Origin of the sequence: Ruegeria pomeroyi DSS-3 (assembly GCF_000011965.2) — a bacterium.
Classification (GTDB): Bacteria; Pseudomonadota; Alphaproteobacteria; order Rhodobacterales; family Rhodobacteraceae; genus Ruegeria_B; species Ruegeria_B pomeroyi.
On sequence record NC_003911.12, the window covers coordinates 435213 to 456175 of the forward strand.

General features: G+C 64.7%; 23 protein-coding genes. 12 read left to right on the plus strand and 11 right to left on the minus strand.

Annotated features, from left to right (window positions below):
• Positions 1-78: 78 nt before the first annotated feature.
• Positions 79-1653, minus strand: coding sequence for a 2-isopropylmalate synthase (locus SPO_RS02135; RefSeq protein ID WP_011046183.1), 1575 nt, complete (start codon positions 1651-1653; stop codon positions 79-81).
• 226 nt (positions 1654-1879) lie between these two features.
• Complete coding sequence (locus tag SPO_RS02140; protein WP_011046184.1) at positions 1880-2461, minus strand: helix-turn-helix domain-containing protein; 582 nt, start codon at positions 2459-2461, stop codon at positions 1880-1882.
• 77 nt (positions 2462-2538) lie between these two features.
• On the opposite strand from SPO_RS02140, the gene SPO_RS02145 reads away from it, so the two are divergent.
• A complete protein-coding gene (locus SPO_RS02145; RefSeq protein WP_011046185.1) occupies positions 2539-3726 on the plus strand; it encodes an MFS transporter in 1188 nt (395 codons plus the stop codon).
• Between the two features lie 37 nt (positions 3727-3763).
• On the opposite strand, the gene SPO_RS02150 is transcribed toward SPO_RS02145, so the two are convergent.
• Positions 3764-5176, minus strand: a complete 1413-nt coding sequence (locus SPO_RS02150; protein ID WP_011046186.1) for an MORN repeat-containing protein — start codon at positions 5174-5176, stop codon at positions 3764-3766.
• 153 nt (positions 5177-5329) lie between these two features.
• Between SPO_RS02150 and SPO_RS02155 the strand changes: the two genes are divergently transcribed.
• The 3 genes from SPO_RS02155 (at position 5330) to SPO_RS02165 (ending at position 9235) form a co-directional block, all read left to right on the plus strand.
• The gene (locus tag SPO_RS02155; RefSeq protein WP_011046187.1) at positions 5330-6988 is read left to right on the plus strand and encodes an NAD+ synthase; all 1659 of its coding nucleotides are present in this window, start codon (positions 5330-5332) and stop codon (positions 6986-6988) included.
• Between the two features lie 200 nt (positions 6989-7188).
• Entirely contained in the window at positions 7189-7788 is a 600-nt protein-coding gene (locus tag SPO_RS02160) for a hypothetical protein (protein ID WP_144083946.1), read from the plus strand.
• A gap of 115 nt (positions 7789-7903) precedes the next feature.
• Positions 7904-9235, plus strand: a complete 1332-nt coding sequence (locus tag SPO_RS02165; RefSeq protein WP_011046189.1) for an NAD(P)/FAD-dependent oxidoreductase — start codon at positions 7904-7906, stop codon at positions 9233-9235.
• Between the two features lie 16 nt (positions 9236-9251).
• On the opposite strand, the gene SPO_RS02170 is transcribed toward SPO_RS02165, so the two are convergent.
• Positions 9252-10184, minus strand: coding sequence for an MBL fold metallo-hydrolase (locus SPO_RS02170; protein ID WP_011046190.1), 933 nt, complete (start codon positions 10182-10184; stop codon positions 9252-9254).
• Positions 10185-10415: 231 nt separating this feature from the next.
• Between SPO_RS02170 and gltX the strand changes: the two genes are divergently transcribed.
• A complete protein-coding gene (gene gltX, locus SPO_RS02175) occupies positions 10416-11741 on the plus strand; it encodes a glutamate--tRNA ligase (protein WP_044028940.1) in 1326 nt (441 codons plus the stop codon).
• A 93-nt stretch (positions 11742-11834) separates the two neighbouring features.
• Here gltX and SPO_RS02180 read toward each other — a convergent pair whose 3' ends face one another.
• On the minus strand, positions 11835-12404 hold the full coding sequence (locus SPO_RS02180; protein ID WP_011046192.1) for a gamma-glutamylcyclotransferase family protein: 570 nt from the start codon (positions 12402-12404) through the stop codon (positions 11835-11837).
• A 104-nt stretch (positions 12405-12508) separates the two neighbouring features.
• Between SPO_RS02180 and SPO_RS02185 the strand changes: the two genes are divergently transcribed.
• Positions 12509-12955 (plus strand): RrF2 family transcriptional regulator, encoded by a 447-nt coding sequence (locus tag SPO_RS02185; RefSeq protein WP_011046193.1) that lies wholly within the window; start codon positions 12509-12511, stop codon positions 12953-12955.
• A gap of 23 nt (positions 12956-12978) precedes the next feature.
• Here the strand turns inward: SPO_RS02185 and SPO_RS02190 are convergent, their stop codons facing one another.
• Together SPO_RS02190 and SPO_RS02195 are read right to left on the minus strand one after the other, a co-directional pair.
• Positions 12979-15495, minus strand: coding sequence for an ABC transporter permease (locus tag SPO_RS02190; protein ID WP_011046194.1), 2517 nt, complete (start codon positions 15493-15495; stop codon positions 12979-12981).
• Positions 15492-16187, minus strand: a complete 696-nt coding sequence (locus SPO_RS02195) for an ABC transporter ATP-binding protein (protein WP_011046195.1) — start codon at positions 16185-16187, stop codon at positions 15492-15494. The genes SPO_RS02190 and SPO_RS02195 overlap by 4 nt, the downstream gene beginning before the upstream one ends.
• A gap of 48 nt (positions 16188-16235) precedes the next feature.
• On the opposite strand from SPO_RS02195, the gene SPO_RS02200 reads away from it, so the two are divergent.
• Together SPO_RS02200 and SPO_RS02205 are read left to right on the plus strand one after the other, a co-directional pair.
• Complete coding sequence (locus SPO_RS02200; protein ID WP_011046196.1) at positions 16236-16871, plus strand: arylesterase; 636 nt, start codon at positions 16236-16238, stop codon at positions 16869-16871.
• Between the two features lies 1 nt (position 16872).
• Positions 16873-17490, plus strand: coding sequence for an SOS response-associated peptidase (locus tag SPO_RS02205; protein ID WP_011046197.1), 618 nt, complete (start codon positions 16873-16875; stop codon positions 17488-17490).
• Between the two features lie 39 nt (positions 17491-17529).
• On the opposite strand, the gene SPO_RS02210 is transcribed toward SPO_RS02205, so the two are convergent.
• The 3 genes from SPO_RS02210 to SPO_RS02220 form a co-directional block, all read right to left on the minus strand.
• On the minus strand, positions 17530-17736 hold the full coding sequence (locus tag SPO_RS02210) for a cold-shock protein (protein WP_011046198.1): 207 nt from the start codon (positions 17734-17736) through the stop codon (positions 17530-17532).
• A gap of 202 nt (positions 17737-17938) precedes the next feature.
• Positions 17939-18496 carry a L,D-transpeptidase gene (locus SPO_RS02215; RefSeq protein ID WP_011046199.1) on the minus strand — a complete coding sequence of 186 codons (558 nt, stop codon included), beginning with the start codon at positions 18494-18496 and terminating at the stop codon, positions 17939-17941.
• Positions 18497-18558: 62 nt separating this feature from the next.
• On the minus strand, positions 18559-18975 hold the full coding sequence (locus SPO_RS02220) for a hypothetical protein (RefSeq protein ID WP_011046200.1): 417 nt from the start codon (positions 18973-18975) through the stop codon (positions 18559-18561).
• A gap of 96 nt (positions 18976-19071) precedes the next feature.
• On the opposite strand from SPO_RS02220, the gene SPO_RS02225 reads away from it, so the two are divergent.
• The 4 genes from SPO_RS02225 (at position 19072) to SPO_RS02240 (ending at position 20730) form a co-directional block, all read left to right on the plus strand.
• Entirely contained in the window at positions 19072-19464 is a 393-nt protein-coding gene (locus tag SPO_RS02225; protein WP_030003167.1) for an acyl-CoA thioesterase, read from the plus strand.
• 146 nt (positions 19465-19610) lie between these two features.
• Positions 19611-19940, plus strand: coding sequence for a hypothetical protein (locus tag SPO_RS02230; protein ID WP_144083947.1), 330 nt, complete (start codon positions 19611-19613; stop codon positions 19938-19940).
• 71 nt (positions 19941-20011) lie between these two features.
• Complete coding sequence (locus SPO_RS02235) at positions 20012-20437, plus strand: thioredoxin domain-containing protein (protein ID WP_011046203.1); 426 nt, start codon at positions 20012-20014, stop codon at positions 20435-20437.
• Between the two features lie 92 nt (positions 20438-20529).
• The gene (locus SPO_RS02240) at positions 20530-20730 is read left to right on the plus strand and encodes a YgaP family membrane protein (RefSeq protein ID WP_044027833.1); all 201 of its coding nucleotides are present in this window, start codon (positions 20530-20532) and stop codon (positions 20728-20730) included.
• A 12-nt stretch (positions 20731-20742) separates the two neighbouring features.
• Here the strand turns inward: SPO_RS02240 and SPO_RS02245 are convergent, their stop codons facing one another.
• Complete coding sequence (locus SPO_RS02245) at positions 20743-20958, minus strand: hypothetical protein (RefSeq protein ID WP_011046205.1); 216 nt, start codon at positions 20956-20958, stop codon at positions 20743-20745.
• Positions 20959-20963 lie beyond the last annotated feature (5 nt).

The following is a 20963-nucleotide window of genomic DNA, read 5'->3' on the forward strand; positions in this document are numbered from 1 at the left end:
TTTTCCGAGCCGGAAAACGGCCCGGAAAACGAAGTTTTCCGTTTCGGAATTCTTGCAGAATTCCGACCCGCTCGGGCGTCAGGTCAGGTCCTTGTAGCTGATCTCGCGGGCATCGGCGCCGGGACCGGCCTTCTCGCGCCGCACGATCAGACGGTTGAGCGCGTTGATATAGGCCTTGGCGCTTGCCACCACCGTGTCGGTATTGGCCGACTCGCCGGTGGCGATCATGCCATCCTCTTCCAGCCGCACGCTGACAGTCGCCTGGGCGTCGGTGCCTTCGGTCACCGCGTGCACCTGATAAAGCTGCAGATGCGCCTCGTTGGGATGCAACGCGCGGATCGCCTTGAAACTGGCATCCACCGGCCCGTCGCCATGCGCGGTGGCGCTGACATCCTTGCCGTCGATTTCCATCTCGACCGTCGCCTCGGCCGGGCCACCGGTGCCGCAGATCACTTTCATCGACACCAGTTGCAAATGGTCCTGCTCGGCATTCTCGCCCGAGCGCATCAGCGCGATCACATCGTCGTCGAACACCTCTTTCTTGCGGTCGGCCAGTTCCTTGAACCGAACGAAGATGTCCTTGAGCTGGTTGTCGCCCACCTCGTAGCCAAGGTGTTCGAGCTTGTCGCGCAGCGCCGCCCGGCCCGAATGCTTGCCCAGCGGCAGCGAGGTGCCGGAAAGGCCGATATCCTCGGGCCGCATGATCTCGAAATTCTCGCGATTCTTCAGCATCCCGTCCTGGTGGATGCCGCTTTCATGGGCGAATGCGTTCTTGCCCACGATGGCCTTGTTGAACTGCACGTTGAACCCGGACACGGTCGCCACCCGGCGCGAGATCGCCATGATCTTGGTGGTGTCGATCCCGGTGCGCCAGGGCATGATGTCGTGGCGGGTCTTCATCGCCATCACCACCTCTTCCAGCGCGGTGTTGCCGGCGCGTTCGCCCAGACCGTTGATGGTGCATTCGATCTGACGCGCGCCACCGGCGACGGCGGCGAGGCTGTTGGCCGTCGCCATGCCCAGGTCGTTGTGGCAATGGGTGGCAAAGATCACATCGTCGGCACCCGGCACCGTTTCGATCAGCCGCCGGATCAGATCGGCGCTTTCGGCGGGGGCTGTATAGCCCACGGTATCGGGGATGTTGATGGTGGTGGCGCCGGCCTTGATCGCGATCTCGATCACCCGGCAGAGGTAATCCCACTCGGTCCGGGTTGCATCCATCGGCGACCATTGCACGTTGTCGCACAGGTTGCGGGCGTGGCTGACGGTTTCGTGGATCTTCTCGGCCATCTCGTCCTGGGTCAGGTTCGGAATGGCGCGGTGCAGCGGCGAGGTACCGATGAAGGTGTGAATGCGGTTCTTTTCGGCGTGTTTCACCGCCTCCCAGCAGCGGTCGATATCGGCGAAATTGGCGCGTGCCAGCCCGCAGATGCGGCTGTTCTGCGCGCGTTTGGCGATCTCGCTTACCGCCTTGAAATCCCCTTCGGAGGCGATGGGGAAGCCGGCCTCTATGATGTCCACGCCCATCTCGTCGAGCATCTCGGCAATCTCGAGCTTTTCGGTATGGGTCATGGTGGCGCCGGGGCTCTGCTCACCGTCGCGCAAGGTGGTGTCAAAGATCAAGACGCGGTCTTGGTCGGTCACATGGGTCATGTCGGTAACTTTCGTATCTGTCCTAAGCCAAATGGCGCGCAAGACTCCTCCTCTGAGCGGGCGCGCCGAAAGGGCACGCTCAGAGGCGGATTAGGATCAGTAGGCCACGCAGAGCGGCGCCAGAAATGGCGCTGCCGGTCAGGGATATGTCTGCGCGGTTGATCATGGGGTCAGGTTATACAGCGCCTTGCGGGAATGGAAAGAGGGTTTTGCACCCCTCTGCCGGTCAATAGTAAGGCGGTGTGACCGCCCAGATCATCACCGTGCGGCCCGGCCCCGGGTTGTGATACCGGTGCGGGATGGTCGAGGCGAACTGTACGGTATCGCCAACCCCGAGCGTGACGAGGCGCGCGCCCACGGTCACCTCGAGCTGGCCTTCGACGATGAAACCCGCCTCTTCGCCCCGGTGCGCATAAAGCTCGGCCCCCGAACCAGCGCCCGGGTCGAATGTGGTCACGATCAGTTCCAGTTGCCCCGACAGGTTCGGGCTGATCAACTCGTCCCGGACCCCCGAGGAGAAGCGCAGGGTGCGGCGGCGATCCGCGCGCACGACCAGATCGGCCTCGGGGTCGCTGACGGTGTCGGGATCGGGAAAGAACCAGTTGATCCCCACCCCAAGCGCCGTGCTGATCACATTCAGTGCGCGCACCGACGGATCAGCAGCCTGCCGCTCCAGCTGGCTGAGATATCCGATCGAGAGACCGGTTGCCGCCGCCAGTTGCTTCAGGGTCAGCCCGCGCGCTTTGCGCAATTCGCGCATGCGGGTGCCGATGATCGGAGTTGTTTGCCGCGGCGCTGTCTCGCTCATTGACTCATCTCAATTTAGCAATCAATTTTAAGATAAAGAATCATAATTCGGCAACGTATTGAGATAAAGGCCTTGCGATGCGCAATTCTTCCTTTCTTCGCGCCTATGGGTTCTGGCATTGGGGCGAGGGGCTGCAAACGGTGTTGTTCACCTGGTACATGGCCTTTCACGTTGGCCTGCCCGCCAGCCAGATCGGGTTCTATCAGGCCCTGGTTCTGTCACCCTTTCTGCTGTTCACCATCGCCGGGGGTATCCTGACCGACCGTATCGGCGCGCGGCGCAGTTTCCGCGCGGCGACCGTGTTGTTCGGTCTGTTGCTGATCGGGTATGGGGTGCTGGATCACGTCTTTGGCTTCGTGCCGGTTCTGTTCTTTGCCTATTGTCTGGCGGCGGGGGTGGTTAGCGCGGTGTCGAACCCGGCCATCGACACGTTCATCCCCGATGCGACCCCGCGCCGGGCGCAGGAGAACGCCTTGCTGGCCGCCAATGCCCACAACATGGCCAAGCTGGCGGGGAACCTGACCGGGTTGACCTTGCCCTTGCTGCACGCGGTGGGCGGGTTCGGGGTTAATGGTCTGTTGATGCTGGCAAGCGCGGCCAGTCTGCGCCCGGTTCAGCCCGCAACCCGGCAGGGGGCACCGGAACCGGAGCTGTCCGAGAGGCCCTCGCTTCGCCGCCTGTGGGCGCATTTTCGAGAGTGCCCCGAGAATTTCGACATCCTGCTGTCGAGCGCCATGCTGGGGCTGTTGGTGGTCCCGGTCGGGTATATCCTGCTGCCGCTGGCGCTGCGTGCCAATTTTCCGGGATATGGCGACCTGCTGGCGGTCATGACGGTGTCCAGCTGGCTGGGTGCGATTGCGGCGACCTGGGCGATTGGCCGACTCTCCCGGCGGATCGGCCACCCGGGGCGGATCGCGCTGTTGGTCTGGGGCGGATATGCTTGTGCGTTGGTCACGCTGCCCCTGGTACCGGGGTTTGCCTGGCTGTGCGTGCTGGTCGCGGTGCTGGGCATGGTCAAGCTGGGCAAGGCGATGGTCTATGGAAAATACATCCGCAATTGCCCCGACACCCTGCGCGGATCGGTCATTGCCGTCGAGCAGACGGCATTCTGGGGGCTGGCGACGCTGGGCACGTTCCTGCTGGGGTGGCTGGTCGATCTGATCGGGCTGGTGCCGACAATCCACCTTGTCGCGCTGAGTGTCGGCCTGGCTGCGTTGGCCTTGGCCCTGCGGGGGCGCTTGTCCGGTCTGACGCCTGCCCTTTGAGCCAAGTGCGGGGCAGGGCGCCGCCGCGCGGCGGCGCCTAGCCGTCCGAGGCTGCCGCGCCCTTGGTCAGCGCGCCATTGTCCCAGTTGCCCTTTTCTTCCTGGCCACTGGCGTATTTCATGGTGCCCTCGCCCTGACGTTTGCCATTGCGGAAATGGCCCTCGTAGATATCGCCATTGGCATAGGTGGCGACTCCGATGCCGCTGATCTTGCCTGACTGCCACTGGCCCTTGTAGCGGAACCCGTCGGCCATCACGATCTCGCCGTCGCCCTCGCGCTGGCCGTTGACATATTGACCGGTATAGACCGAGCCGTCGGGATAGGTGGCCTTGCCCTGACCGTGGCGGACCCCGTCCTGCCATTCGCCCTCGTAGCGATAGCCGTCGGCATAGGTCATGACGCCCTGCCCGTGGTTCTTGGCATTCTTGAAGGTGCCCTTGTAGACGATGCCATTGGCATAGATCGCGGTCCCCGTGCCCTCGATCACGCCGGCGACCCATTCGCCCTCATAGCTTGAGCCGTCGGGATAGGTGATCTTGCCCTGGCCATCGGCCAGATCGGCGCGGAAGTTGCCCTCGTAGACAGAGCCGTCGGGATAGGTGACGCGGCCCTGACCCTCGATCTGGCCCGCAACCCAGGACCCGGCATAGCTGTAGCCGTCGGTGCCGGTGAAGATGCCCTGACCCTCGCGCCGGTCATCGGTGAAATCACCCTGATAGACGTCGCCATTGGCATAGGTGACCTTGCCCTTGCCCTCGCGCCGGCCGGCGATCAGGTCGCCTTCGTAGACATCGCCATTGGCCTGGGTCAGCGTGCCCTTGCCGTTGATCTGGCCATCGGCCCAGAAACCGACATAGACCAGCCCGTCGGGCAGGGTCAGCGTGCCCTCGCCATGACGCTGGCCCGCGACGATGCCACCTTCGTAGACCGCGCCGTCGGGATAGGTGATCTTGCCCAGCCCCTCTTTCTGGCCATCGGCCCAGTCGCCCTCATAGACATAGCCGCCCGGGCTTTGCATCACGCCCTTGCCGTGATGGCGGGCATCGCGGAACCCGCCCTCGTAGCGCACGCCATTGGCATAGACCGCGACCCCCTGGCCGTTGATCACCCCGTTTGACCATTCACCTTCGTAGGTGCCGCCATCGGAAAAGGTGATCTTGCCCATGCCCTCGGGCTTGCCCTGGGCAAAGCTGCCCTCGTAGACCGACCCGTTGGGAAAGCGCGCGACGCCACGGCCGCGGATCTCGCCATCGACCCATTCACCGCTGTATTCATAGCCATTGGGCAGCCGATAGGTGCCGGTGCCATGTTGCAGACCGCCCCGGAACGTGCCCTCGTAGACGCCGCCGATCTCGTCCTGCGTGGTCAGGACCTGGCCCTGCTGGGCATGGGCCGTCGTGGCCATGGCCAGGATGGCGGCAAATGCGATGCGTCTGCGGTTTCTGGTCATTGGTGCCTCTGTCTGCCCTGTCGACCGTCTGGATGCGGCACCGCGAAATTAAGGCAGGTCCGGGCAAGGGGCAATGTCTTTTGCCGCATTTGGCTTTTCCTCGCGCGTCGATCTGATAAATCGGCAGATCAGGAGCAAGGGCAAGGGGGCATCATGGCCGACCGTTTCCGTATCACTCTGGCGCAGCTCAACCCCACCGTGGGCGATCTGGCGGGCAATGCCGCCAAGGCGCGCATGGCCTGGGAGCATGGCCGCGAGGCGGGGGCCGATCTGGTGGCTCTGCCCGAAATGTTCGTGACCGGCTACAACACGCAAGACCTGGTGTTGAAACCGGTGTTTCACGATGCCGCGATTGCGATGATCGAGGCGCTGGCCGAGGAATGTGCCGACGGCCCGGCGCTGGCCATCGGCGGCCCCTTGGTCGAGGAAGGCAAGCTGTACAACGCTTACCTGATCCTCAAGGGCGGCAAGATCGTCAGCCGCTCGCTCAAGACCCATTTGCCCAACGAGACGGTGTTCGACGAGGTGCGCATTTTCGATGCCGGGCCGCTGGGCGGTCCCTATTCGGTAGGCAATACCCGCATCGGCAGCCCGATCTGCGAGGATGCCTGGCACGAGGATGTGGCCGAGACCCTGGCCGAGACCGGGGCCGAGTTCTTGCTGGTGCCCAATGGCTCGCCCTATTACCGCGACAAATACGACATGCGCATCAACCAGATGGTGGCGCGGGTGGTCGAAACCGGCCTGCCGCTCATTTATCTCAATATGGTGGGTGGTCAGGACGATCAGGTGTTCGATGGTGGCACATTCGGTCTGAACCCGGGCGGCGCGCTGGCGTTCCGCATGCCGGTCTTTGACGAGGCGATCACCCATGTCGATCTGGAACGCGGGTCCGAGGGCTGGCAGATCGTCCAGGGAGAGGTGGCGCCGCTGCCCGATGCCTGGGAGCAGGATTACCGCGTGATGGTCGAAAGCCTGCGCGACTACATGCGCAAGACCGGCTTTGCCAAGGTGCTGCTGGGCCTGTCCGGCGGGGTGGATTCGGCGCTGGTGGCGGCGATTGCCACCGATGCGCTGGGGCCTGAGAACGTGCGCTGTGTGATGCTGCCCTCGGAATACACCAGCCGGTCATCGCTGGACGATGCCGAGGCCGTGGCGCAGGCGCTGGGCGTGCGCTATGACTATGTGCCGATCTCGGAAAGCCGGGCGGCGGTGACCAATACGCTGGCGCCGCTGTTTGCCGGGACCGAGCCGGGCCTGACCGAGGAGAACATCCAGTCCCGCCTGCGCGGCCTCTTGCTGATGGCGCTGTCCAACAAGTTCGGAGAGATGCTGCTGACCACCGGCAACAAGTCCGAGGTGGCGGTGGGCTATGCCACGATCTATGGCGACATGGCGGGTGGTTATAACCCGATCAAGGATCTCTACAAGACGCGGGTGTTCGAGACCTGCCGCTGGCGCAACGCCAATCACCGGCTCTGGATGATGGGACCGGCGGGCGAGGTGATCCGGCCTTCGGTCATCGACAAGCCGCCCAGTGCCGAACTGCGCGAGGATCAGAAGGACAGCGACAGCCTGCCGGATTATCCCGAGCTGGACGCGATCCTGGATATTCTGGTCGATCAGGACGGCTCCATCGCCGATTGCGTGGCCGCCGGGTTCGACCGCGATGTCGCCCGCCGGGTCGAGCATCTGATCTATATCAGCGAGTACAAGCGGTATCAGGCGGCCCCCGGTGCGCGGCTGACCCCACGTGCCTTCTGGCTGGACCGGCGTTATCCCATCGTGAATCGCTGGCGCGACCCGAGTTGATGCGGCACCGGCAACAATCGCCGGTGTTTGGCGGGAACTGTCCTCGGGTCAAATCCGATTTGAGGCGAATTTGACCTAAATGTGACATTTTAAGGGCGCGGGGCCCGTGATGATGGCAAAATCGCCAAAGTCATTGCTCCATGCCCCGATCGACGGGCGCAAGCCGGGGCAGGAAATTACTCGTGTCTGGGATGTGTGCCATGTTCAACCCTCTGAATGCGCCCCCGCAAGGGGTGGAAATGCTGAAATCGCCACCGCGTGAGATCGACGAAGCCGAGATCGACCAGTTCGTGCAGGCCGTGATGCGCCAAGAGGCCGCCGCGCCCAAGCCGCGCAAGACCCTGCCCGAGATTGCCCCTGCCGTGCCCGAGGCGGCTGCGTCCGAAGAAAGCGAAGAACGCAAGCCGCGCTATCAGCCCAAATGGCGTCATTCGGCGGCTATTCTGGCGCTGGCGCTGCTGATCGGCTGGCCCGGGCTGCTGGTGGCCCTGCTGGGGCTTGCGGTTGTGGTTCCGGTCATTGCCTATCTGACGCTGGGCCATGATCGGGCCTCGGAATGTGTCGCGGCTGCTTTTGCCCGTTTTCGCCGGCTTGATCCGGTTCGGGCCGAGATCCTGCGCGGCTGGGCCATGCGCCGTGTCGCTGGTGTCGAGCGGGTGCTGTCCTGGCTGCCTGAACGCTGGACCTCGGGGCTCTACCTGCCCGATCTGCGGGATACGCCTGTCTCGCATGACAAGATGCGTCTCGATCCGTTCTCGCGTTTCCAGGCCGAACAGGCCGAAACGCCTGACGCAGGGTAATGGCAGTTCTGCCACAGACTGCAAGGATGTGATCCGGCGCGGCGATTTTGACCCTTTTGTCCGGGCGGGTCGGGCTACATCACTGGCACCGATTGTGTCATCTGATTGAGCCCTAATGCCCGGACCTCGCCCGACAGATTTCTATTCCGACCTCGCCCTGCCCAAGCAGGTCGAGGTTGTTGTGGTTGGCGGCGGCATCATCGGGGTATCGGCGGCGCTGGAACTGGCCGAGCGGGGCGTTTCGGTCCTGCTGTGCGAGAAGGGCCAGATCGGGGCCGAACAAAGTTCACGCAACTGGGGTTGGGTGCGTCTGGGCATGCGCGATCCGCGCGAGATACCCCTGATGCAGGCGGCGCTGGAGATCTGGGACGGGCTGGATGACCGGCTTGGACGCAGCACCGGTTTCGTGCGCTCGGGCATCCTGTTCGCCGCTTCGGGGCGGCGCAGCGTGGGCAACCTGGAACGCTGGGCGCGCCATGTGGATGGGTTGGAGACGCGGGCACGGATGATCGAGGGGGCGGAACTTGCCGCTCATCTGCCCGGTCACAGCAAGCTGCCGCGCGCGGCGCTGTTCATGCCACAGGATGGCCGGGCCGAGCCGCAATGGGCGGCCCCTGCGGTCGCCGAGGGCGCCCGCGACCGGGGTGCGCAAATCCTGACCGCCTGCGCTGTGCGCTCGGTGGATGTCGAGGCGGGGCAGGTGACCGGCGTCTATACCGAACGGGGCCGGGTGGCCTGTTCCCGTGTGATCCTGGCGGGCGGGGCGTGGTCGCGGCTGTTCGCCGGGAATGCGGGTGTGTCGCTGCCGCAGCTCAAGGTTCTGAACACGGTGCTGCGCAGTTCACCCACGGTCGAGGGTCCGAATGCCGCCTATTGGTCTGACGGGTTCGCCATGCGCCGTCGTGCCGATGGTGGCTTTACCATAGCTGCGGGCACGCAGAACACGGTTGATCTGGTGCCCGACAGTCTGCGGCTGGCACATCGATTCCTGCCCGCTTTCCGGCAGGAATGGCGGTCGCTGCGCTTTCGGCTGTCGCGCCGCTGGCTGGAAGAGGCGCAGCAGGCGCGGCAATGGCAACCGGGTGATGTGACCCCGTTCGAGCTGACCCGGATACTTGACCCCGAACCCTCGCAGAAACATCTGCGCCGCGCCTGGAATGCGGCGCGCCGGGCCTTTCCGATGCTCGACGGGTCCGAAATCATGCAGAGCTGGGCCGGGATGATCGACGTCACCCCGGACGCGATCCCGGTGATCTCGGATGTGCCCGCCCTGCCGGGCCTGTTCATCGCAACCGGGTTTTCCGGCCACGGCTTTGGGATCGGGCCGGGCGCCGGGCGGCTGGTCGCCGATCTGGCGACGGGCGAAACCCCGGTGGTCGACCCGTGGGCGTTTCGCCTGTCGCGGTTCAGTGACGGCAGCCGGGTGGCGCCCGATCCGGGCTATTGACCCCAGCGAAGGGGGATCACCCCATCAACTGATAACCGACGGGCACGAAGCGGAAGCCCTCGCCACGGGTCTCGACATAGCCCGCCGCCGGGAAGGGCATGTGATAGCCGATCATCGGCACCCGGTCGGCGGCCAGCATGCCCAAGATTGCGCGGCGCGAGGCGGTTGCCTTGGCCTTGTCCATGTCAAAGCGTACCTCCCATTCAGGATGCGCAAAGGACCAGACATAATGGTTGGCCAGATCCGCGGTCAGCATCAGCTGCTGCCCGTCGCTTTCGAGCATATAGCCCATATGCCCCGGCGTGTGGCCCGAGGCATCGACCGCCGTCACCCCCGCCGCGACCGAGGCGCCGGGTTCGACAAAGGTCATCTTCTCGGCCAGCGGCGTGACATGTGACTTGACGAGATCACCGACGCGGTTGCCGGCCTCGGCCTTTGACCAGAAGTCATACTCGGCGGCGCCGGTGACATAACGGGCATTGGCAAAGGTGGGGGCGCCATCGGTCACCATGCCGCCGATATGGTCGGGATGCATATGGGTGATCACCACCACGTCGATTGCCTCGGGCGCGACGCCGGCAGCGTCGAGCGCGCGGGTAATGCCGCCCTGGCCCAGGCCGGTGTCGAACAGCACCAGTTCGGCCCCGGTATCGATCAGCGTCGGGGTGAAAAAGAACTGTGCCATGTCGGCGGGGATGAAGTTCTCGGCCGAGACACGGGCGAAATCTTCGTCCGAGGCGCCGCCGCCAAAGATGTCCTTGGCCCCGTCACGCGGCAGGCTGCCGTCAAGCAGGGTGGTCACCCCCATGCTGCCCAGCTTGAACGAGCGGGCGATAGGAGCCGCCGCCTTGCCGCCATGGCCACCGGCAAGGACGGGCGCCGCGGCGGCGGCAAGCGGCAGGGATGCGGCACCGGTCAGGGCGGCGCGGCGCGAAAGCTTCAGGGTCATGGTCAGACCTCCCCAATACTGTGTGAAACACGGATAACGATAGGTCATGGCAGAGGCCCGGCAACCTTGTCATTTGCGCATATCTCTGTGCGGATTTGGCACCCGCCCGGATGTTCGCGCCGGCAAGGGGTGATCAGGGCCATCATGACGGGGGATGCCGGCCCTTGGCCGGGCGCCGAACTGGACAATTGCCGGGCCTTGTGACAAGGGGATCGGCAACAGGAGATGTCCATGACCACCACCCGTTTCGCCCCTTCGCCCACCGGTTACATCCATGTGGGCAACCTGCGCACCGCGCTGATGAACTATCTGATCGCCCGCAAGGCAGGCGGCACCTTCATCCTGCGTATCGACGACACCGATCCCGAGCGGTCGAAAGAGGAATATGTCGACGCGATCAAGCAGGATCTCGACTGGCTGGGCCTGCATTGGGACCGGGTGGAGCGTCAGTCCGAGCGGCTGGACCGCTATGCCGAGGCCGCCGACAAGCTGCGCGCGATGGGGCGTTTCTATGAAGCGTTCGAGACCCCGACCGAACTGGACCTGAAGCGCAAGAAACAGCTGAACATGGGCAAGCCGCCGGTCTATGACCGGGCGGCGCTGGCGCTGTCTGAAGGTGAGAAAGAGGCCCTGCGTGCCGAGCGCGGCAACGGGGTGTGGCGGTTCAAGCTGGATCAGGAGCGGATCGAGTGGACCGACGGAATCCTCGGCGATATCTCGATCGACGCGGCCAGTGTCAGCGACCCGGTCCTGATCCGGGGCGACGGTCAGGTACTCTATACGCTGGCCTCGGTTGTCGATGACACCGATATGGGTGTCACCGATGTTGTGCGCGGTTCGGACCATGTGACCAATACCGCGACCCAGATCCAGATCATGGCGGCGCTCGGGTTCGAACACCCCCGCTTCGCGCATCATTCGTTGCTGACCGGCCCGCAGGGCGAGGCGCTGTCGAAACGTCTGGGCACGCTGGCGCTGCGCGACCTGCGCGAGCAGGGGGTGCAGCCGATGGCGCTGCTCAGCCTGATGGCGCGGCTGGGCTCGTCCGATCCGGTCGAGCTGCGCAGCGACATGGCCGAGCTGATCGAGGGGTTCGACGTGACCCGGTTTGGCGCGGCGCCGACCAAGTTTGATGTGCAGGATCTGTTCCCGCTGACGGGGCGCTACCTGCAGGCGCTGCCGCTGGAGGCGGTGGCAAAGGATGTGGCCGCGGCGGGCGTGCCCGAGGACCTGGCCGCTCCCTTCTGGTCGATGGCGCGCGAGAACATCACCACGCTGAACGATCTGGCGGGGTGGTGGGCGCTGTGCCGGGACGGGGCCGAGCCGCTGATCGCCGACGAAGATCGCGCCTTTGTGACCGAGGCCATGGCGCTCTTGCCCGAAGGACCGCTTGACGCTGACAGCTGGGGCGCCTGGACCCAGGCGGTGAAAGAGGCCACCGGGCGCAAAGGCAAGGGGCTGTTCATGCCGCTGCGCAAAGCAGTGACCGGCATGGAGCGCGGCCCGGAAATGGCCACCCTGCTGCCGCTGATGCAGGTGATCCGCGCGCGGGGGTGAGCAGACAGGCGAGCGGGGGGCAAGATTTTTCGACGAAAAATCTTGGGGCCTCCGGCGGGAGTGTTTGCGGCAAGGTGAAAGGGCTGTGCGCCCTCAGCCAGCCGTGATGATATCGGCGCCGATATCATTCAGGGACCGGTCGACCAGATCGGTCTCTGCCGCTTTCAATTGCTGGTGGCGCGGGTAGCGGGGCTCTTTTCGGTCGTTCAGGATCGGTGCATCCCAGCCGCTGGTGGTGGCGAAGAAATCGCGCACGCCCTCGAGGCCGAAGGCATGCAGATAGCCCTGCACCACCACGTCGATATAGCTGAGCAGAATCGGGTGCCGGGTGCTGGGCGGGCTCTGCTTTTCCGGGGCAACGGCATAGACTGCGACCTCGGCAGGGCGTTTCAGGTCGTGGCGGACATGTGCGGACACCGCGACGCGGTCATAGGCCCATTCGCGTGCATCCAGCGCCTCCCAATCGTCATCGGGCACATGGGCGATCATGCCGTCGATGCTGCACTCGGGGTCAGGAATGGCGGTCAGGAACGCCACCTGCCTGAGATCGGTATGGCGCCACAACCGGCGCCAGCCAAACAGGCGGGCAGGGCGCGGATCGGGAAAGTCATGCGTTGCCAGGTTCACCAGGCTGCCGTAGCCAAAGAAATAGGGGTCTGCCATCAGTGTCTTGCCGCCGATCCGGTGGAATTGATGTATGTCAAACAGGTTTTTCAGGGGATGTGCAATAAGGCCTGCATGTGAAATCCCACGGGGAGGACCCGACCATGCGCATTACCAAGCGCACAAATATTGCGGTTCGGCTGCTGATGTTCTGCGCCGCCCATCCCGGCCGGCTGGTGACCAAGTCCGAGATCGCCGAGGTTTGCAACGTCTCGGAAAACCATCTGGCGCAGGTGATCAACCAGCTCAGTCAGCTGGGTTTTCTGACCACGCAGCGGGGCCGTAACGGCGGCATGTGTCTGGGTATGGCGGCGGATGCGATCCGGATTGGCGAAGTTTTCCGCCATGTCGAGGGCAATCTGCCGATGGTGGAATGTTTCGCGGATGCCGATAACAGCTGCCCCCTGACCGACGCCTGCCGCCTGCGGCTTGCGCTGCGGGATGCGGCACAGGCCTTTTACGCCTCGCTGGACGAGATCACTCTGGATGCGCTGGTCTGTGATAACACGGATCTGCTCAAGATCCTCAATCCGGTGGTCTGCGCGCGCTGAAATCCTGCCGGTTTTGGGCCGGACTATTCCCGGGCGCGCAGGACGCGCGCCGGGCGGGCGGCCAGCGGCGGCAGTGCAAAGACAAGGCTGGCACCAAGAACCGCCAGAACCCCACCAAGCACGATGAGAATGGCCGAAGGCCAGATCACGGTGAACGAGGTTTCGAACACGAAGCGGCTGACCGCCCAGCCGCCCAGAATCCCCGCAGCCAGCGCGATGGTGCCGGCAGCGGCACCCAGAAGGGCGCTGCGCAGCGCAAGGCTGAGCAGGATGCGGCGGCGCGAGGCCCCCAGGGTGCGCAGCACGGCAGCCTCGTAGATTCGGGCGCCCTGACCTGCGGCGGCGGCACCGATCAGCACCAGAAATCCGGTCAAAAGCGACACCCCCGCCCCATATGAGGTGGCGCTGGCCAACCCGGCCAGCAGGCCCGCGGCGCGGTCGATGGCATCGCGTACCCGGATCGCGGTGATGTTTGGATAGGCGCTGGCCAGATCGCGCAGGATGGCGGCTTCGGCATCGGGCTCGGCATAGACCGTGGCGATATTGCTGTGGGGGGCTCCGGACAGGGCGGCAGGGTTCATGGCCATGACAAATCCCATTCCGGCGGTCGAGAAATCGACCTCGCGGAACGAGGCGATGCGGGCGGTGATATCGCGGCCCAGAATGTTGACGGTCAGGGTATCGCCCAGTTGCAGACCCATCTCGGCGCCCTCTTCAGCGGCAAAGCTGATCAGGGGCGGGCCGTCGTAATCCTGGGGCCACCATGCGCCTTCGGTCAGCCGGGTGGTGTCGGGCAGCTCGGCGGAGTAGGTCACCCCCCTGTCACCGCGTACGACCCAGTGGTTTCCGGCGACCTCGCGTGCGGGGCGGTCGTTGATGCGGGTGATGATCCCGCGCAGCATTGGCGCGCTCTCAACGCGGCTGACACCTGGGTCAGACTCAAGCCGGGCGGTAAACCCGGGCATCTGGTCGCGCTGGATATCGACAAAGAAATACGAGGGTGCCACATCGGGCAGGTTGCCGGAAATCGCATTACGCAGCGTGCCGTCGATCTGGCCCACGGCGGCCAGCACCGACAGGCCAAGCCCCAGCGACAGCATCACCGGCGCGGCCCCCTGCCGGGGCGAAGAGATCGAGGCCAGCGCCCAGCGCAGCGCCGGGCGACCGCGCGCAAGCGGGGCGGCGGCGCGGCTGAGCGCCTGCACCGCACTGGCGGCGATTGCCAGAAGGAGGAGTGCCCCGGCAATGCCACCCAGGGTCCAGAGTGTCAGGGCCAGGGCCCCACTGAACCATGCAGCCAATCCGCAAAGCAGGGCCAGCCCGGCACCCGTTGCCAGCACATAGCGCAGGCGGGGCAGCAGAGGGGCGCGGGACAGGGCATCGCGCAGTAGGGTCGCGGCGCGCACCTCCTCGGTGCGGGCAAGCGGCCAGAGGGTAAAGACCAGCGCCGTCAGCAGGCCATAGATTGCGGCCTCGGCCAGCGGTTCGGGGTAGATCGCAAAGACAGCCGGCACCGGCAGTTGCGCCTCGATCAGCGGGGCTAGAAGCAGGGGCGCAAGCCCGCCAAGCACAAGCCCCAGCAGGATGCCAAGGCCCGACAGTGCGCCGATTTGCAGGAAATAGGTCTGAAACACGATGCGCCGGTCGGCCCCCAGCGTGCGCAGCGTTGCGATGGTGGTGGTCTTGTCGGCCAGATAGGCGCGCACCGCTGCTGAAACGCCGATCCCTCCGACCGCAAGCCCCGACAGGCCGACAAGGATCAGGAACGCGCCCAGCCGTCGGGTGAAATCGGCGATGCCGGGCGCGCCATTGCGCGCATCGGTCCAGCGCAGGCCGCTGTCGGTGAATCGCCCGCGCGCGTCCTGTGCGATGCTGGCCAGGTCGCTATCTGGTGGCAAGTCGAGCCGGTATTTGGTGTCAAAGAGCGTGCCCGGCGCCAGCAGGCCGGATTGCGCCAGGTCCGCGGTCCGCACCAGGGTACGTGGACCGAGGGCAAAGCCGTCTGCGACACCGTCGGGCACCTGCATCAGCCGCGCCATCAGGACAAACTCCTGCGTGCCCAGCCGGAACCGGTCGCCGGGTTGAAGCCCGAGCCGATCGGACAGGACGGGTTCCATCACTCCGCCGGGCAGGCCCTTGGCACCCGCCAGCGCCTGATCGAGCGGCAGGTCCGGGTCCAGCGTGACGCTGCCGAGCAGGGGATAGGCACCGTCGACCGCCTTGACCTGGGTCAGGGCGCGTTCGGCCCCCACCACCGCCATCGAGCGGAAATCCACCAGTTCCGAAACCCGGCTGGCGCGGGCCTGCATCCAGTCCCGCTCCTCGGGGGTGGCAAAGCGATAGGTGAAGCCCATCTGCGCGTCACCGCCCAGAAGGGCCGCGCCCTCGCGGGACAGCCCGGCCTCGATCGCGCTGCGGACCGAGCCGACGGCGGCAATGGCCGCGACACCCAATGCGAGACAGGCCAGAAAGATGCGGAAGCCCCGTAGCCCGCCGCGCAACTCGCGCCGGGCGAGGCGGGCGGCCAGTCGCAGGCTCATTGCGCGGCCTCACGGCTCTCGGTATCCTCGATACGGCCATCGCGCAGGCGGACCACCCGGTCGCAGCGGCTGGCCAGCCGGGCGCTGTGGGTGACCAGAACCAACGTTGCGCCATATTGGTCGCGCAGGCCGAACAGCAGATCCATGATCGCGGCGCCATTGGCCTCGTCCAGATTGCCGGTTGGCTCGTCGGCCAGCAGGATGGCGGGGCGGGGTGCGGCGGCGCGGGCCAGCGCCACACGCTGTTGTTCGCCGCCCGAAAGCTGCGCCGGGTAATGTCCGGCGCGGTGGGACAGACCCACCGCCTCAAGCTCGGCTGCTGCGCGTGCGAACGCGTCGCGATGGCCGGCCAGTTCCAGCGGCGTGGCCACGTTTTCCAGCGCGGTCATGGTGGGGATCAGGTGAAAGCTTTGGAACACCACGCCCATCCGGTCGCGGCGGAAGCGGGCCAGCGCATCTTCGTCCATCGCGCCCAGATCATGCCCCAGGGCCTGCACCCGGCCACCGGTGGCGCGTTCAAGCCCCCCCATCAGCATCAACAGCGAGGATTTGCCCGACCCCGAAGGCCCGACCAGCCCCAGCGTCTGCCCGGCGGGCACATTCAGCGAGATACCGCGCAGGATATCGACCTTGCCGGCATTGCCTTCGAGCGACAAACGGGCATCTTCTAGGACAAGGGCAGGGTCGGTCATGCTGGGCCTTCGCTTGGGTATTCTAGGGCATATGGAGCATCGAGGGATATGCGCAAGGCTTTGATCGGGCTTCTTCTGGCGGGGTGGGGCATGGCTGCAACGGCCGAACCGGTGGTGATCGCCGCGTTGGGCGACAGTTTGACCCAGGGTTATGGCCTGGTGCCCGAGCAAGGGTTTGTTCCGCAGCTGCAACGCTGGCTGATGGCCGAAGGGGCCGAGGTCACGCTGATCAACGCGGGTGTGTCGGGCGATACCACGGCGGGTGGCGCGGCGCGGGTGGCCTGGACCCTGACGCCCGAGGTGGATGCGATGATCGTGGCGCTGGGTGGTAACGACCTGTTGCGCGGCATCGCGCCCGAGGTGGCGCGTGGCAACCTGGCCACGATCCTGACCGAGGCGCAGCGGGCAGGCGTCGCCGTGCTGCTGGTGGGCATGCAGGCGCCGGGCAACTATGGTGCCGATTACAAGGTGGCATTCGATGCAATCTATCCCGAGCTTGCCGCCGAACATAGCGCGCTCCTGGCGCCGAGCTTCTTTGCCGGGTTGATGGCCGAGGGCGATCCGGCAGCAGCGGCGGGTCTGATGCAGGGCGATGGCATTCACCCTAATGCGGAGGGCGTGGCCCGGATCGTGGCGGCGCTGGGCCCGTTTGTGCTGGACCTGGTGCAGGCGGCGGAGAAGTGAGATGCCGGGGCGGTTCTTTCTGACCCGGCCGCTGACGGAGCTGGCGGATTGGCTGGGCTGCGCATTGCCCGACCTGGGCACGCAACCGCCGCGCCGCAATATCCAGCCCGGGCAGGAGGTGCTGGTGTTGACCGGGCAGGGCCTGTGCCCGATGCGCTGGGGGATCGTGCCGGTGGGCCGGGTCAACGCAAGGGGGCGCCCGGTGATGGAGACCATCATCAACGCGCGTTCCGAAACCGTGTTCGACAAATCGGCCTTTGCCGGAACCGGGCGGGCGGTGATCCCGGTGGATGGCTGGTACGAATGGACGGGAGAAAAACGCCGCAAGACAGCCTGGCGGATCAGCGATGCGGCTGGCGCGCCGCTGTTGTTTGCCGCCATCACCGATGTCTGGACCGCGCCCGGCGGGCAGCAGTTGCATCAGGTGGCGGCAGTCACCTGCCCCCCAAATGCGGATGTCGCGCCGATCCATCACCGGATGGGCGTGTTGCTGTCACGTGAGGATGTGCCGGTTTGGCTGAACGGGGATCAAACGCAGGTTCAGGCGCTGATGCGCCCCTGGCCCGAGGGCCGGCTGCGGATCGAACGGGCCACCGATGTGGATTGGTCGGCGCCGTAGAGAGACCGGGTCCGGCAATCCGGACCCGGCAGGCAAAGCTTAGAGCAGCTTCAGATCGACCGCGGATTCGCGGCCATCGCGCCCGGGCTTCAGCTCGTAGCTGACTTTCTGATTGTCGGCGAGGCCGGTCAGTCCCGAACGCTCGACAGCTGAAATGTGCACGAACACATCCTTGCCGCCTTCTTCGGGGGCGATGAAGCCGAAGCCTTTGGTGGTGTTGAACCATTTGACGGTGCCGGTGGCCATCGTCATATCTCCTGTCTTTTCTTTCAGTTCCCTGCCCGCGATATGCGGCAGAACGGCTCGGTCAATGCGAAATCGAGGACTGAGCCGGAAAAGGAGCAGTGTAGTCGATAGCGTAACGTTGCGCCCCCAGAAATGGGTTGCGCGCAGGCGTTTGGCAAGAAGATTCTCGCATTTCCCCTTGTATGGCGCCTGAATCCCGGCGTCAGAGTACCGTCACGACCGTGCCCAGCGGCACCCGGTTATAAAGGTCGATCACATGCTCGTTCAGCATCCGGATACAGCCGTTCGAGGCCGCATGTCCGATGGTTTGGGGCTGGGTGGTGCCGTGAATGCGGAAATAGGTGTCGACCCCGTTCTGGAAAAGATAGAGCGCGCGGGCCCCCAGCGGATTTTCCGGGCCGCCGGGCTGGATGTAATTGTTGTCGACAAATTTGGCATAGGTGCGCGGATCACGCTCGATCATCTCGGGGGTGGGCCGCCAGGTGGGCCATTCCTTTTTCACGTCGATGGTGGCTGTACCGGTGAATTCCAGCCCGGCCTTGCCAACGCCACAGCCGTAGCGGATCGCCTCACGTTCCTCGGTCACGTAATAGAGGTAGAACGAGCGCGGCAGGATCAGCAGGCGCCCCGGTTCGAATTGTTTCTTGATCCGCACGACCTGAGGTGTTGGATCGAAGGCATCGCTGGCTTTGGCCTGTATGGCCCAGGGCAATGTACCGGCAGCAGCCGAAGCAGCGATGAATGTGCGGCGCGTGATCATGTCTGGCCTCGCAACTTGAAAAAACGGAATGACAGGTATTTTCCGGTGGCCCGGGCAAGGGGTCAATCGGTTTGGTGGGAATAGCGGAAAAGTGATGCGGCGGTTGCGGTGATCAGGGCACAGGTTGCGATCCAACCGAAATACCAGGCGCGTCCGGCGGCGGTGTTTTCGGCAAAAGACGCGGTGAACTGGGTTTTGCCTTCCGTGGCGATCAGAAATGCGACGAGCGTCAACAGGGTGAATCCGATCTGCCGCAGCCGGCGCGGAACGCGCAAAGCCCCAGCGATCAGGGCCAGACCAATGCCGATCGGCAGGCCCATCCAGATCACCTTGTGCGCCCACCAGGGATGAGCGCCAAGTAACAGGGTCAACCCGCTGATCTGAACCAGAAGGGCCGAAACAAGCAATACGATGCCCGGGATGAGGATGTGATTGACGCGTGTCATACTGGGTATCTGGGTTTGGTTGTGCGTTGGCAAATGGGGGTGAACATTGTCTTGAACATGATTGCGCAGTTTTTCACAAATTGGTTTACGCTTTCACTAGCCGCGATGCAGAAACAAGGACACCCTGCGATGACCGATCCACAGCCGAGCGGGGAACTGACCCTTCGCACACTTGCGATGCCGCGCGATGTAAACGTCAACGGCGACATCTTTGGCGGTTGGGTGCTGAGCCAGATGGATATCGCCGCGGGTCTTACAGCCGGCGCGCGGGCCGGTGGACGGGTGACCACGGTGGCGGTGGATGCGATGAAGTTCATCCGGCCCGTCGGCGTTGGCGACGTGTTGTGCATCTATTGCCAGGTGGTGCGGGTCGGGCGCAGCTCGATGGCGATCGAGATCGAGGCCTGGGCGCTGCGTGACCGACAGGGGCTGCGTGAAAAGGTGACCGAGGCTGTGTTCACCTTTGTTGCCATCGACGAAGAAGGTCGGCCCCGCCCGGTCGATGCCGCCGCTGCAGGCTGATTGCCGCCGAAGGCGAGAGAGGCGCTGTAGAAGCCCTCTTCTCAAGCGGCCAAAGCCTCATATCATCCTGTTTCGGGCGCCCGACTCAGAGTGACGGGCCAACGTGGACCCGACGGGTATCCGGCGCCCGGATCGTGGAGATCATCATGCAAATTCTGGTGGGTATTGCCGGGCTTTCGCTGGCGGTGCTGATCTATGCCTGGGCCTATGGTCGGGCGCATGACCCGGCCGCGCCGGCCTGGGCGCGGGGGCAATTGTTCGCCTCGGTGGCGTCTTTGGTGGCGACCTCGCTGGCGCCGATCGGGGCGGGCTATCTGACAGCGGGACTCCTGTGGCCCGACGGGCTGAGCCTCGTCTGGGGGCTGCCGGTGGCAATCGGTGCGGTTCCGGTCGTCTGGGTGTTCTCACTGCGCCTTCTGCGCCGGGGCCGGGACAGGGCGCAATCGCCGACCGGGCTTGCGCGCGCAATGGCATGAGGCGGGGCCTTGCAGGGTGAGCCGTCGAAACTTATGTCGCTTTCCGAATATATGAGTTCTGGAGAGCCGACATGGGTGACAAGACATTGACATGCCTGGCCTGTGGCCAGCTCAACCGCGTTCCCGAGGCCCGGCTGACAGCCGGGGCCAAATGCGGCAAGTGCGGCGACGGGTTGCTGACAGGCCAGGCCAGGGATGTTGATCCCGCCATACTCGAGAAGGCCAAGAAGAACGACGATTTGCCACTGGTGGTGGATTTCTGGGCGCCATGGTGCGGCCCTTGCCGCATGATGGGCCCGGAATATGCCAAGGCGGCCGGGGTTCTGGCCGGTCAGGCGCGTCTGGTCAAGCTCGACACGCAAAAACACCAGTCCACCGGCGGGCGCTATGGAATCCGGGGCATCCCGACCATGGTCGCCTTTGAGCGCGGCAAAGAGAAGAAACGTCAATCCGGTGCGATGCAATCCGGTCAGATCGTGGGCTGGGTGCGCGGTTAGAAAACATTCTGATACTTGAATGTTATTTCTGACGGGTCTATATCCGAGGCAAGGCCGGGTGGGGTGCCCGGCGATTGACAGGAGTTGAATGGATGACCCTCGATCGTGCCGTGATGATGTTTGCCGGCTTCATGGTGCTGCTCAGCGTGTTGCTGACGGCGCTGGTCTCGCCCTTGTGGATGTGGTTCACCGTGTTCATCGGTGTAAACCTGATCCAGTCCTCGGTCACCGGATTTTGCCCGGCGGCCATGGTTTTGAAGAAGCTGGGGTTCAAGACCGGGACCGCGTTCTGATCTGGCCCGCGTCTAACCGTTGACGGTTCTGCCGCCGGTCACCGGCTCGGCGGCAGGGACACGGATTTCGCGCAGCATGAAGAGAAGAATCACCGCAACCGCGATGGCGGAACCGGCCAAGGGATAGAGCAGCAAGGCCGCCCAAAGCGGCAGTTCCCACAGGACACAGGCGAGGATGCTGCTGGCAAGCCCGGCAAACGTTCCCAGGAAGACTCCGATCCAAGCCATAAGGT